The 14,074-nt window shown below is 62.1% G+C and carries 9 protein-coding genes; 6 read left to right on the top strand and 3 right to left on the bottom strand.

The window, feature by feature from the left end; all coding sequences use genetic code 11:
- Positions 1 to 2 precede the first annotated feature (2 nt).
- From glgX to AC6I99_RS15600, 5 genes are all read left to right on the top strand, one after another.
- Positions 3 to 2,348, top strand: a complete 2,346-nt coding sequence (gene glgX, locus AC6I99_RS15620) for a glycogen debranching protein GlgX (RefSeq protein WP_497961242.1) — start codon at positions 3 to 5, stop codon at positions 2,346 to 2,348.
- Positions 2,345 to 4,657, top strand: a complete 2,313-nt coding sequence (gene treY / locus AC6I99_RS15615) for a malto-oligosyltrehalose synthase (RefSeq protein WP_497961241.1) — start codon at positions 2,345 to 2,347, stop codon at positions 4,655 to 4,657. Before glgX ends, treY begins: the two co-directional genes overlap by 4 nt.
- A 69-nt stretch (positions 4,658 to 4,726) precedes the next feature.
- Positions 4,727 to 6,511, top strand: a complete 1,785-nt coding sequence (gene treZ, locus AC6I99_RS15610; protein WP_497944706.1) for a malto-oligosyltrehalose trehalohydrolase — start codon at positions 4,727 to 4,729, stop codon at positions 6,509 to 6,511.
- A gap of 69 nt (positions 6,512 to 6,580) precedes the next feature.
- Positions 6,581 to 7,618: an L-glyceraldehyde 3-phosphate reductase gene (mgrA, locus tag AC6I99_RS15605; protein WP_497944707.1), complete on the top strand. Its 1,038-nt coding sequence runs from the start codon at positions 6,581 to 6,583 to the stop codon at positions 7,616 to 7,618.
- Positions 7,619 to 7,788: 170 nt separating this feature from the next.
- A complete protein-coding gene (locus tag AC6I99_RS15600; RefSeq protein WP_224088285.1) occupies positions 7,789 to 8,874 on the top strand; it encodes an inositol-3-phosphate synthase in 1,086 nt (361 codons plus the stop codon).
- A gap of 91 nt (positions 8,875 to 8,965) precedes the next feature.
- Here the strand turns inward: AC6I99_RS15600 and AC6I99_RS15595 are convergent, their stop codons facing one another.
- Both AC6I99_RS15595 and mshA read right to left on the bottom strand, forming a co-directional pair.
- The gene (locus tag AC6I99_RS15595; RefSeq protein ID WP_497961240.1) at positions 8,966 to 10,654 is read right to left on the bottom strand and encodes a formate--tetrahydrofolate ligase; all 1,689 of its coding nucleotides are present in this window, start codon (positions 10,652 to 10,654) and stop codon (positions 8,966 to 8,968) included.
- Positions 10,655 to 10,759: 105 nt separating this feature from the next.
- Positions 10,760 to 12,004 (bottom strand): D-inositol-3-phosphate glycosyltransferase, encoded by a 1,245-nt coding sequence (gene mshA / locus AC6I99_RS15590; protein ID WP_497961239.1) that lies wholly within the window; start codon positions 12,002 to 12,004, stop codon positions 10,760 to 10,762.
- A gap of 136 nt (positions 12,005 to 12,140) precedes the next feature.
- Here mshA and AC6I99_RS15585 point away from each other — a divergent pair, with 136 nt between their 5' ends.
- Positions 12,141 to 12,674: a GNAT family N-acetyltransferase gene (locus tag AC6I99_RS15585; protein WP_497961986.1), complete on the top strand. Its 534-nt coding sequence runs from the start codon at positions 12,141 to 12,143 to the stop codon at positions 12,672 to 12,674.
- A gap of 3 nt (positions 12,675 to 12,677) precedes the next feature.
- Here AC6I99_RS15585 and AC6I99_RS15580 read toward each other — a convergent pair whose 3' ends face one another.
- A complete protein-coding gene (locus AC6I99_RS15580; RefSeq protein WP_497961238.1) occupies positions 12,678 to 14,054 on the bottom strand; it encodes a 6-phospho-beta-glucosidase in 1,377 nt (458 codons plus the stop codon).
- Positions 14,055 to 14,074: the final 20 nt, after the last annotated feature.

Here is a 14,074-nt window from a genome sequence, read left to right as displayed (position 1 = left end):
GCATGGAAGTCTGGCCTGGATCGGCCTATCCGCTTGGAGCCACCTTTGACGGGACCGGCACCAACTTCGCGCTGTTCAGCGAGAAGGCCGAGAAAGTGGAGCTGTGCCTCTTCGACGACGACGGCGGGGAAGTCCGCGTAGATGTCACCGAGGTAGACGGCTACGTGTGGCACTGCTACCTGCCACAAGTCCAACCCGGACAGAAATATGGCTATCGGGTGCACGGACCCTACGACCCCGACGCCGGCCAACGGTTCAACCCCAACAAGCTGTTGCTGGACCCGTATGCCAAGGCCATCCATCGTCAGATCGATTGGGACCCGGCCCTGTTCTCCTACAACATGGGGGACCCGGACTCCCGGAATGACGCTGACTCCGCACCGCACATGATGCTGGGCGTGGTCATCAACCCCTTCTTCGACTGGGACGGCGACAAACTCCTGAAAATTCCGTACCACAAGTCGGTCATCTACGAGGCCCACGTCAAGGGACTTACCCAGCTGCACCCGGAAGTTCCCGAGGAACAGCGCGGAACCTACGCAGGTGTAGCCCACCCCGCAGTCATTTCCCACCTTCAAAAGCTGGGTATTACTGCGATCGAGCTCATGCCCGTGCACCAGTTCGTCAACGACGGCATCCTGCAGGATAAGGGCCTGAACAACTACTGGGGCTACAACACCATCGGCTTCTTCGCCCCGCACAACAGTTACAGCTCCAAGGGCGATACAGGCCAGCAGGTCCAGGACTTCAAGGCCATGGTGCGTTCCCTGCACAACGCCGGGATCGAAGTCATTTTGGACGTCGTTTACAACCACACGGCCGAGGGCAACCATCTGGGGCCCACGTTGTCCTTCAAGGGCATCGACAACTCCGCGTACTACCGCCTGGTGGAGAACGACCAAAAGTACTACATGGACTACACAGGCACCGGGAACTCATTGAATGTCCGGAGCCCCCATTCACTCCAGCTGCTGATGGACTCGCTCCGCTACTGGGTGACGGAGATGCACGTGGACGGGTTCCGGTTCGATCTCGCGTCCACGCTGGCCCGCGAATTCTATGACGTGGACAAGCTTTCCACCTTCTTCGAACTCATCCAGCAGGACCCTGTTGTGTCCCAAGTGAAGCTCATCGCCGAACCGTGGGATGTTGGTCCGGGTGGATACCAAGTGGGAAACTTCCCGCCCCAATGGACGGAATGGAATGGCCAATACCGGGACACTGTCCGCGACTTCTGGCGGGGAGAGCCCTCCACCCTTGGTGAATTCGCCTCGCGTCTGACAGGCTCCGCCGACCTCTACGAGCACTCGGGTCGCCGGCCCGTGGCCTCGATCAACTTCGTCACTGCCCACGACGGCTTCACGTTGGCCGACCTCGTGTCGTATAACGAGAAACACAACGAGGCCAACGGTGAGGGCAACAACGACGGCGAATCGCACAACCGTTCGTGGAACTGTGGCGTTGAGGGCCCCACGGACGATCCGAAGGTTCTGGGCCTCAGGGCCCGACAACAGAGGAACTTCATCGCCTCGCTTTTCCTGTCACAGGGCGTCCCCATGCTCCTGCACGGCGATGAACTTGGAAGGACGCAGCAGGGTAACAACAACGGTTACTGTCAGGACTCCGAGCTCACTTGGATCAATTGGGATAACGTTGACCAGCCCTTGGTGGAATTCACGGCTGCTGTTAGCGCCCTGAGGGCCAAACACCCGAGCCTTCGCCGAAGCAGGTTCTTCGATGGACGGCCCGTGCTGCGAGGTGAGGGCGAGCGGCTTCCGGACATCGTATGGCTGGATGCCGATGCCAGCACCATGACGCCCTCGGACTGGGATACCGCGTTGGGCCGTTCTGTTGGCGTGTTCTTGAACGGTGACGGAATCCACGGACGCGACACTCAAGGCCGCCGGATCACCGACGTCAATTTCCTGCTGTACTTCAATGCGGACGAGGACGAGGTTGGGTTCAGGGTGCCGTCGGACGAATATGCACCTGCGTGGGATGTCATGATCGACACCGGCGGTGAAGGCGCAGATTCAGACGTCGTGAAGGCAGACCAGATCCTGATGATCGCTGCCAAGTCATTGGTGGTGCTTCGTGCCCACAGCACACCCGAGTCCGAGCCGGACCATTCAGTGGCCGCCTCGCTTGCTGCGCTCAGCCAGACAAGCACCCCCGAAACTGCGTCGCTCACGGCACCTGCGGTGACCTCAGTGGCGACAGATTCGTCGGCGAACGCTCGATCACTGGATGCCTCAGAGGCGGGTACCTCTTCCGATGGGGGAGATGCGGCCACTGCGGAATCAAAACCCACCCGGAAGCGCCGTACGTCGAAGAAGGCGGATTCATGAGGACGCCCGTTTCAACGTACCGGCTGCAAATCCGCCGGAGCTTTACGCTTCAGGACGCTGCGGAACTCACCGGGTACCTGCACAACCTCGGGGTTGATTGGGTCTATGTATCCCCGATCCTCACAGCGGAGGAGGGTTCAGACCACGGTTATGACGTCACGGATCCTTCCTCCGTGGATCCGGCCAGGGGCGGAACCGAGGGCCTCGCTGCGTTGTCCAAGGCCGCCCGCTCGAAGGGACTTGGCATCCTCGCGGACATCGTTCCCAACCATATGGGTGTCGCCTCACCAGGACAGAATGCCTGGTGGTGGCAGCTCCTGAAAGAGGGTCGCTCGTCCAAATACGCAGAAGCGTTCGACGTCGACTGGGACTTTGGTGGCGGAAAGATCCGCATCCCCGTGCTCGGCGGCGATGACGACCTTGAACAACTCACGGTGGTGGACGGCGAACTGCACTACTACGATCACCGATTCCCGTTGGCCGAGGGCAGCTTCAGTGCCGGAGACAGCCCACAGGACGTTCATGCGCGGCAGAACTATGAACTGGTGGGCTGGCGCCGCGCGGACGCTGAACTGAACTACCGCCGCTTCTTCGCAGTGAACACACTGGCAGGCGTGCGCGTCGAGGTTCCGTGGGTCTTCGATGAGGCGCACGAGGAAATCGTGCGCTGGTTCCGGGAAGAGCTGGTGGATGGTCTCAGGATCGATCACCCCGATGGGCTGGCCGATCCGGAAGGGTATCTGGCGAGGCTTCGCAAGGAGACAGGCGGGGCGTACCTCCTGGTGGAGAAGATCCTTGAGCCAGGGGAGAAACTGCCGGAAACCTTTGATTGCGAAGGCACCACAGGGTATGACGCACTGGCGGACGTAGACCGTCTGTTCGTCGACCCCGCAGCAGAGGAATACCTGGATTCCCTCGACGCCCGGCTGCGGGATGCAGCCCGGCCCGCTGACTATGAGGACATGATCCACGGGACCAAACGTCGCATCGCCGATGGCATCCTGAGGTCCGAGATCCTCCGGTTGTCCCGGCTTGTTCCCGAGTCGCCGGAATTGCCGCGCGCCGAGGTAGCCGATGCGCTGGCCGAGATTATTTGTTGGTTCCCCATCTACAGGACCTACCTGCCGCACGGCCAGGAGATCCTGGAGGAAGCCATAGAGCGCGCTGGGCAACACCGGCCCGAGCTCCGGTCTGTGCTGAACGGGTTACGCCCGCTCCTGGTTGATCCAACCGGGGAACTGGCACGCCGCTTCCAACAGACCTCAGGAATGGTTATGGCGAAGGGCGTGGAGGATACCGCGTTCTTCCGCTACACACGCTTGGGGACGCTCACCGAAGTGGGAGCTGATCCCACTGAATTTGCGCTTTCCCCTGGCGGGTTCCATGAGCGCATGGCACGGCGTCAGGCAGAGATCCCGCTTTCCATGACGACGCTGAGCACGCATGACACCAAGCGCAGCGAGGACGCCCGGGCCCGGATTTCGGTCATTTCCGAATCCGTCCCGGAATGGGAACTCTTCCTCGGCACTGCGCAGGAGTTGGCGCCCATCCCGGACGGTCCGCTGGCGGCCCTCGTTTGGCAGTCAATTGCCGGCGCTTGGCCCGCCGACCGTGGGCGCCTCCAATCGTATGCACTCAAGGCCGCCCGCGAAGCCGGAAATTCGACCAACTGGACCGATCCCAACCTGGACTTCGAGCGTCACTTGGCTGCCGCCGTCGACGCCGTTTTTGACGTCCCCGAGGTCGCTGCCGCGTTGGAGAACTTCGTCGAGGAACTGGAACCTTTTGGAACGTCGAACTCACTCTCGGCCAAGCTCATCCAACTGACCATGCCGGGCGTTCCGGATGTCTATCAGGGCACAGAGTTCCGGGACGGTTCATTGACCGACCCCGACAACCGGCGGCCAGTAGACTTTCAAGCCCGGATCGCGGTGCTCGCAGAACTCGATACTGGTGCGCGGCCCGCTTTCACTGAGGAAGCCGCCAAACTGCTGGTGGTATCCAGGGCGCTCAGGTTACGTCGTGACCGGCCGGAACTGTTTGCTGGTTACCAGCCCGTGCACGCGAGCGGCGCCGCCGCTGATCACGTAGTTGCCTTCAACCGTGGGGCGGACGCACCTGGCGTGGTCACCGTTGGCACGCGGCTGCCCAAGCGGCTCGCCCGCGAAGGCGGCTGGCGGGACACGGCTATCGACTTGCCGGTGAACTGTCATGACGAACTGACCGGGACCATTTATGACGCCGGTTCGGTCGCGGTCGCTACGCTGCTGGAGCATTACCCGGTGGCCCTGCTGGTGCCCACTGACTGATCCGCTGAAAACACGAACACCACCAACACCGCCACTGCAACGCAAGCTAAAACAAGCACAGGGGACACGATGCTGGAGCACGCTGCTGGAAAAAACCGCTACGACGTCTGGGCGCCCAACGCCGGGTCAGTGAAACTGCTCGCCGGAGGTAGCGAGCACGCGATGGAACAAATTCACGACGGCGGCGCTACCGGTTGGTGGCGCGCGTCCGCCGAGGTCACCGGCAACGAAGGCGACGCGGTAGCGTACGGCTACATCGTGGACGGCGAGGGACCCTTTCCCGATCCACGCTCAAGGCGACAGCCGGACGGGGTGCATGGGCTGTCGGCCACCTTCGATCCTGCCGCTTACCACTGGGGGGATGGCGAGTGGAAGGGGCGCAGCCTCAAGGGATCCGTCATCTACGAGCTCCACCTGGGCACGTTCACTCCCGAAGGCACACTTGACGCTGCCGCCCGGAAACTGGACTATTTGGTCGACTTGGGCGTCGACTTCATCGAACTGCTGCCGGTCAACGCATTCAACGGAGTTCACAACTGGGGTTACGACGGCGTGCTTTGGTACGCCATCCACGAGCCCTACGGTGGCCCCGAGGCCTATCAACGGTTCGTCGACGCCGCCCACGCCGCTGGCTTGGGGGTCATCCAGGACGTTGTCTATAACCATCTTGGACCCAGCGGCAACTACCTTCCCAAATTTGGCCCCTACCTGAAATCGGGGGAGGGGAACACCTGGGGCGATTCGGTAAACCTCGATGGCCCGGGCTCTGATGAGGTTCGCCGGTACATTCTGGAGAATGCGGCGATGTGGCTCCGTGACTATCACGTAGACGGGCTCAGGCTGGACGCCGTGCACGCCCTGCGCGACGAACGTGCCGTGCACATCCTTGAGGACTTTGGCGCGCTGGGGGACCAGATCGAGGCGGAGTCCGGCATTCCGCGGACGCTCATCGCGGAATCGGACCTGAACAATCCGCGCCTGATCTATCCCCGCAAGGACAACGGTTATGGCTTGGAAGGCCAATGGAGCGACGACTTCCACCACGCCCTCCACGTGAACCTTAGCGGTGAAACCACCGGATACTACGCCGACTTCGAGTCCCTCGCTGTCCTCGCCAAGGTCCTCGAGCACGGCTTCCTCCACGATGGCAGTTACTCAAGTTTCCGGGGACGCCACCACGGCCGGCCGATCCGGCACGACCTCGCGCATCCTTCCGCATTGGTGGTTTGCCTGCAGAACCACGACCAAATCGGCAACCGCGCCACCGGTGACAGGCTCACGGCATCACTGTCATTTGGTCGGTTGGCGATCGGCGCAGTGCTGACCATGACATCGCCCTTCACGCCCATGCTCTTCATGGGCGAGGAATTTGGGGCTTCCACGCCGTGGCAGTTCTTCACCTCCCACCCCGAACCGGAATTGGGGGAGGCCACAGCGAAGGGCCGGATCAAGGAATTCGAACGGATGGGCTGGGACCCTGCCGTTGTGCCGGACCCCCAGGACCCCGAAACTTTCAAGCGTTCAAAGCTGGACTGGAGCGAGCCAAGCATCGGGGACCACGCACGCCTGCTGCGGCTGTATCGGGATTTAGCACAGCTGCGCCGCAATACGCCGGAGCTTGTGAACGGTGGTTTCGGCGAGACCACGGTGGAGTTCGACGACGACGAGCACTGGCTGGAGTTGACCCGTGGTGCCATCCGCGTGGTGTGCAACTTTGGAGACGAGCCGTTGGATTCGCCTATGGCTGGGTCCCTGCTGCTGGCAACCGACACCGAAGTAGCTCTCGACGACGGTTCGCTGACCCTGCCCGGTGGGAGCGCCGCCGTCGTGCGCGTCCAGCAAGGCGAGCAGTGAAAAGGGTGACGGCGCCCACATTGCGGACAGCCCGAACACGGTGATCTGTGCAGTGGCAGGATGGTACGTATGACTTATTCGGCTGCGGAAAACCGCTACGAAACCATGCCCTACCGCCGCGTCGGACGCAGTGGGCTCAAGCTCCCCGCTATCTCGCTGGGCCTTTGGCACAACTTCGGCGACGACAGGCGGTTCGACGAACAGCGCGCCATCCTGCGCCGTGCCTTCGATCTGGGCGTCAACCACTTCGACCTCGCCAACAACTATGGCCCGCCGGATGGATCGGCGGAAACGAACTTCGGACGCCACCTAAAGGAAGACTTCAAGCCGTACCGTGACGAGCTCGTCATATCCACCAAGGCCGGCTACTACATGTGGCCGGGCCCCTATGGTGAATGGGGATCCCGCAAGTACCTGATCTCCAGCCTTGACCAGTCCCTGCAGCGCATGGGCCTGGACTATGTGGACATCTTCTACAGCCACCGTCCGGATCCCGAGACTCCATTGGAGGAAACCATGGGGGCGCTGGACTACGCGGTCCGGTCCGGCAAAGCCTTGTACGCAGGTATCTCTTCCTACACCCCCGAGCAAACACTCGAGGCAGCCCGGATCCTGAAGGAGCTCGGCACGCCTCTGCTGATCCACCAGCCCAGCTACTCCATGCTGAACCGGTGGACCGAGAATGGCTCGCCGAACCTCTACGAGGCACTGGACCAGGTGGGCGCCGGCTCCATCGCCTTCTCGCCTCTTGCCCAGGGCATGCTCACCAACCGCTACCTCAACGGTGTTCCGGCTGACTCGCGGGCCGCCAAGGAACGGTTCCTCTCCGAATCCGCCTTGACGGAGGACAAGCTGGACCGCGTTCGGGGACTCAACGCTATCGCCGAGGGCCGTGGACAGACCCTCGCGCAGATGGCCATCGCATGGATTCTCCGGGACCAGCCGAAGGGCTCCCCCGTAACATCCGCGCTTGTTGGAGCGTCCAGCGTTTCGCAGCTTGAAGACACGCTGAGCGCCATCAACAACCTGAAGTTCTCCACTGATGAGCTGACAGCGATCGATGAGTTCGCCGTCGAATCCGACATCAATCTGTGGGCGCAGGAGTAAACCCAGGGGAAAGACACAAAACAGGAGGGGCCGGCGGGAACAAAGCCGGCCCCTTCTCTGTTGGCTACAATGCAAGTGTGCGCCAACTGGCGCCGTGCCAATCAGTCGTGCTCTGAGCTCAGTCAGAGTTTGCGCCTGGCACCTGAGGTTTAGTTCTCAAAAGGAGTTCCGTGTCTTCACATCCGATTCGTGTTGCCATTGTCGGCGTAGGAAACTGCGCCGCATCGCTGGTCCAAGGTGTTCAGTACTATCGCGACGCTGACCCCAAGGCCACAATTCCGGGTCTGATGCACGTCGAGTTCGGCCAGTACCACGTCAACGATGTTCAGTTCGTTGCTGCTTTCGACGTCGATAGCAAGAAGGTTGGACTGGACCTTGCCGACGCCATCGGCGCCAGCGAAAACAACACCATCAAGATCGCCGACGTCCCTGCCACCGGAGTCACCGTTCAGCGTGGACATACCCTTGATGGCTTGGGCAAGTACTACCGCGAGACCATCGTCGAAGCTCCCGAGGAGGACGTCGACATCGTTGCTGCCCTTCGCGAAGCCAACGTAGACGTCATGGTTTGCTACCTGCCCGTTGGTTCGGAGCAGGCTGCCAAGTTCTACGCCCAGTGCGCCATCGATGCTGGCGTGGCTTTCGTCAATGCTCTCCCCGTCTTCATCGCCGGCACCAAGGAGTGGGCTGACAAGTTCACTGCGGCGGGTGTTCCGATCGTGGGCGACGACATCAAGAGCCAGATCGGTGCCACCATCACCCACCGCGTGATGGCCAAGCTGTTCGAGGACCGCGGCGTCACCTTGGACCGCACGTACCAGTTGAACGTTGGCGGCAACATGGACTTCAAGAACATGCTTGAGCGCGATCGTCTTGAGTCCAAGAAGATCTCCAAGACGCAGGCCGTCACCTCCAACGTTGAGGCCGACCTTCACGCTGACGACGTCCACATCGGGCCGTCCGATTACGTTGCCTGGCTTGACGACCGCAAGTGGGCCTTCGTCCGCCTCGAGGGCCGCAACTTCGGTGATGCTCCCGTTTCCCTCGAATACAAGCTCGAAGTATGGGATTCCCCGAACTCCGCTGGTGTGATCATCGACGCCATCCGCGCGGCCAAGATTGGCCTGGATCGCGGCATCGGCGGCCCGCTGCTCTCCGCGTCCAGCTACTTCATGAAGTCCCCGCCGGAGCAGTTCAACGACGACATCGCCCGCGACAAGGTGGAAGCCTTCATCCGCGGCGATATCGAGCGCTAAACCGCAACAGCACAAGCAACGCGGGGTCACTTACGGCCGATGATTGACCATCGGATGGGCCGTAAGTGACCCCGCGTTGCTTTTAAGGAGGTCAGAAGAGGCCAGTGGGATTGCCGTCGGGACCGACGTCCATGCGCATGGCGGCCGGTTCTTTGGGCAGCCCGGGCATGGTCATGACGGCTCCGGTCAGGGCGACTATGAAGCCCGCACCCGTCTTGGGAATGAGTTCGCGCACGTGTACCCGGAATCCCTTTGGCGCCCCGAGCTTGGACGCATCGTCGGTGAATGAGTATTGCGTCTTGGCCATGCAGACGGGCAGCCCGCCCCACCCATTCTTTTGGATGTCCACCAGCCGCTTCTGTGCCGGGACGGAAAATTCCACTCCGTCGGCGCCGTAGATCTCCTGCACGATCGTCCGGATCTTGTCCTCCACGGAAAGTTCCAATGGGTACAAGTGGTGGAAATTTGACGGCCCTTGCACTGCCGCTGCCACCTTGGCCGCGAGTTCATCCCCACCGTCGCCTCCTCCGCCGCGGCCCCAGACATCGGCGACGGCGGCTTCCACGCCTTCCGCTGCGCACCAGTTCAGCAGCCACTGAAGTTCTTCGTCGGTGTCGGTGGCGAACCTGTTGATGGCAACGACCGGCGAAATGCCGAACTTGGCGACATTCCCAACATGTCGTTTGAGGTTTTCCACTCCTGCGGCTACGGCGTCCACGTTGGGTTCGCTGAGTTTGTCCTTTGGAACTCCGCCTTGCATCTTGAGCGCACGGATCGTTGCCACAACAACGACGGCGGACGGCGCCACGTCAGCGATGCGCGACTTGATGTCCATGTACTTTTCGGCACCCAGGTCCGCGCCGAATCCTGCCTCGGTGACCACGATGTCTGCCAGTTGCTGTGCAGTCCGCGTTGCGATGATGGAGTTGCACCCGTGGGCGATGTTGGCGAAGGGGCCACCGTGTACCAGTGCCGGTGTCCCGGCGATGGTCTGGACAAGGTTTGGCTTGATGGCATCCTTCAAGAGCAATGTCAGGGCACCTTCCACACCAAGATCGGCCACAGTTACCGGTTGGCGGTCGAAGGTGTAGCCGAAGGTGATCCGGCCCAAGCGCGCTCGGAGGTCGTCCAGGTCCGCGGCCAGGCAGAATACGGCCATGATTTCGGAGGCCACGGTGATGTCGAAGCCGTCTTGCCGGGGTACGCCCTGGGCAGGGCCGCCGAGCCCGATAATGATTTCCCGTAAGGAGCGGTCGTTCATGTCGATAACGCGTTTGAACGTCATGCGGCGGGGGTCGATTCCGAGCTGGTTGCCTTGGAAGATGTGGTTGTCCACGAGTGCCATGAGGGCGTTGTTGGCCGAGGTGACGGCGTGGAAGTCGCCAGTGAAGTGAAGGTTGATGTCGTCCATGGGCAGTACCTGGGAGTATCCGCCTCCGGTTGCTCCGCCCTTCATGCCAAGGATGGGTCCAAGTGACGGTTCGCGCAGCGCGATCATCACTTTGTGGCCGGCGCGTGCAAGGGAATCGGCCAGACCGACTGTGGTTGTCGATTTTCCTTCGCCGGCGGGGGTGGGGGACATGGCTGAAACGAGGACTACCTTGCCGGGCGCCTTGCCCTCGGGGAGCACAAGCTTGGCCGGAGTGATCTTGGCTTTGTAAGGCCCATAGTGTTCCAGTGCGTCCACGTTGATGCCCGCGCGTCGCGCAATTTCTTCGATGGGCAGGATGGTGGCTTTGTGGGCTATCTCAAGATCGCTCAGGCCCTTGTTTTCAGACATCGTTGTCCTTCGGCTTAGTGCTTACGCTGTGTGGGCTGACGCTCGGCGCCCTGCCTACGCTGTGCGCGACAATCTATCAGGCGCCAGCCAGTAACCGCGTGAGGTTCACCGCCCGGGGACCAGCAGGCCGCCAACAGACTCGCGATAGCTTTCCAAGGTGATCGCAGCAGTCCGCTGCCAGCCAAAGGATTCGGCGTGGGTCGCGGCCAAACGGCCCATGTCCTCGCGTGTCTGTACGTCGTCGTACAAATCCTCGAGGGCATCAGCCCAGTCGGAAGGATCGTGGCCATCTACCAGGATGCCCGTCCGGCCATCGGAAATGGCGCGTGAGAGCCCACCAACGTTGGTGGCCACTACGGGGGTGCCGCACGCTTGTGCTTCCAAGGCCACGAGTCCGAATGACTCGCTGAACGAGGGCATCACCACGACGTCTGCGGAGCGGAACCAGCTGGCGAGCTCGGGCGCTACAACGGGCGGGCGATGCGTGACGACGTCGGCCAGCCCGGCCTCCTCGATGATGTGCTGCAGGTTGAAGTCCTTGGCGCCGCTGAGCGAACCCAGAATGGTCATTTCCAGATCGATGTCAGGCCTGCGCATCCGCAGGAGACCGGCCGCTTTGACGAAGACCTGGGGACCCTTAAGACGTTGGATCCGGCCTGCGAAGAGTATGTGGAAACTGTCCGGCCTGACATCCCGCTGGGCGCGCGACTTGCGACGGAAGGATGGCGTGAATACTTTCAGGTCCACGCCGGGAGGTGCGACGTCAATCTTGTCGATGTCGGCTCCGTAGTGGGAGACAAGCTCTTCTGCCTCGGCTGGAGTATTGGCGATGAGGCGGGCGGCACCATCAACAATTCGCTGCTCGCCGTCCTCCCGACGCCGCGGTTCGGGCCGCTCGCCGGACTCAAGAACAAGATTCTTGACCTTGGCCATGGTGTGCATGGTGTGGACCAGGGGAACACCCCAGAGCTCGGACAATTCCAGTCCGGCAACCCCGGACACCCAGTAATGGGAATGGATGATGTCGTAGCGGCCGTGGGGTTGCTGCTGCCGGATCCGATCGATCTCCTCCACCATCTGGTGGAGCAAGGCAGGCAATTCTTCCTTGGGGACTTTCCGTCGGGGTCCGGCCATCACGTTGTGGACGCATACCCCGGGTCCGGGATGCTCGACGGCGGCCTGGCCGGCTTTGGTGGAACGGGTGAAGATCTCCACCTCCACACCGGACTCGGCCAGCGCCATGGCCAAAGCCCGCACATAGACGTTCATTCCACCAGCGTCTCCGGCCCCTGGCTGTTCCATGGGGGAGGTGTGCAGTGAAAGGAATGCCACCCTACGGATCAATGGCACACTTTCCTCCTTGCCGTGAAGCCAACTTGTGAAGCCAACTTGTGAAGCCAAACCACTTTTGCCCTGCAGAAAACACTACTCCTGAAGCCGGGACCTACATGGCGCCAATCCCGGCTATGTGGACAAGGCTGCTAGCCTGTGCGCTGTGAGCCAAGAAACCCTTTTCGATATCCGCCCAGCCACGCCCGAAGATTGGCCCGGCATCTGGTCAGTCATGGAGCCGATCCTCCGTCAGGGGGAGACCTTCACCTGGGACCGCGACACAACTGAAGAAGCTGCCCGTACTAAATGGCTGAAGGAAGCGCCCGGCCAAACGTTCGTGGCCGTGCGCACTGCGGATGGGCCGCACCCGGGAGGCGAGGTGCTGGGCACTGGCGAGTTCCATGCGAACCAGGCCGGCGGCGGCAGCCATGTGGCGAACGCCGGGTATATGGTGAGCTCCAGGCATTCGGGCCAGGGAATTGCACGGGCGCTGTGTGCCTACTCGTTAAAGGAAGCCAAAGCGGCAGGATTCCGCTCCATGCAATTCAACGCTGTGGTGGAGAGCAACGTCCGGGCAGTGTGGTTGTGGCAATCCATGGGATTCCGCATCCTGGCCACGGTGCCCGAGGCCTTCGACCACCCTGAAATTGGGTACGTCGGCCTGCACGTGATGTACCGGAAGCTCTAGAAATCACTTCCAGAGTCCTCGCAGTTCCGGGAAGGCTGCCTCGTAGCCGTCAAGGAGTTGGGCGCCCAGCGAGGCCGAGCCGACCAGCGGGTGCGCAGCAAAGGCTTGCAGTGCAGCCTCCCTGTCACCGTCCCGGACAGCCCTGACCGTCAGCCGTTCCACTTCCTTGACGTGTTGCATCAAGGTGAGGAACTGGCCCCCGGGCCGTTCCTGCGCAAGCGGCAGGGCGCCATCGGGTGTTACCTCGCAGGGAACTTCGACGACGGCGTCCCCCGGCAGCCCGGGCACGGCGACTTCCGCCTCATGTGCCGAAGAGCCGGCTACGGGTGAATTGGGCACATTGAGGATCAGCTGCGCCGTCCCGCCTCCGGATAGGGCCCGCATCACGGACAAAGCCACACGCTCATAGCCGCCCCCGGCGAGGTCTTCCTCGTCGCGGTGCTCCCCGTGTGTGCGGGCCTCGGCCAGGTAGCCTTCCTCGCGGGAGCGCCGGGCCGCATCCCACATGGCGTAGGCGTTCGAGGCTTCCACAAGGGATGGGTAGAGCGAGCTCTGTTGCTGGTGGATGGACGCCCCACGCGTTTCGCGTTGCGTCAGGATGGCTTCAGTCGCCTGTTCGGTTTGGTAATAGTAGTAAAGGTATTCATTGGGCAGGCAACCGAGTTTCTCCAGGGTGTGCTGGCCGAACAAACGCCCTTCCTCGATTCGTTCCAGCGCCCCACGATCCGATAACAGCTCCGGCAGCAGATCCCGGCCGTCGGGTGCCAGCTTGTAGAGCCAGCCCAGATGGTTCAACCCGAAGTAGCCCACGCCGTCGAGCGTTCCTTCTTGAAGGGGTGAACCGGCGGCCCGTGCGGCGCGTTGGGCCAGGCCGCCGGCGGAATCGCAGATACCGATCACCTTTCGTCCTAGCACCGGCACAAGCGCCTCGGTGACCATCCCGGCGGGGTTGGTGAAGTTGATGAGCCACGCATCCGGGCAATAGTGCCGCATTCCCTCGGCGAGCTCCAGCATGTGCGGAATGGAGCGGAGGGCGTAGGAGATGCCGCCCGCACCCGTGGTTTCCTGGCCCAGCAAACCGAGATCCAGGGCCACGCGTTCGTCGGCGATCCGTCCTGCCGTTCCGCCCGGGCGGATCGCGGCGAAGACCATATCGGTGGCGGTGAGTGCCTGCCCCAGGTCAGTTGAAATCACGACGGCGGGCCGGGAACCTTCCGTCGTGGGCATATCGCGGAGGACTGCCTGGATGGCGGCGAGACGCGCGGGATCGACGTCGTAGAGCACCACCTCGTGCACCAGTCCCGCGAATGGACCCGTGCATAAGGCACGGTACACAAGGGGTACCCGGAAGCCGCCGCCACCGGCGATCATGAGCCGCATGATCCGAGTCTATGCAGCCC

This window comes from Arthrobacter sp. TmtSoilC77 (assembly GCF_059739415.1).
The sequence above is the reverse complement of the archived record's forward strand: the minus strand, read 5'-3'. Positions and strand labels throughout refer to the sequence as shown.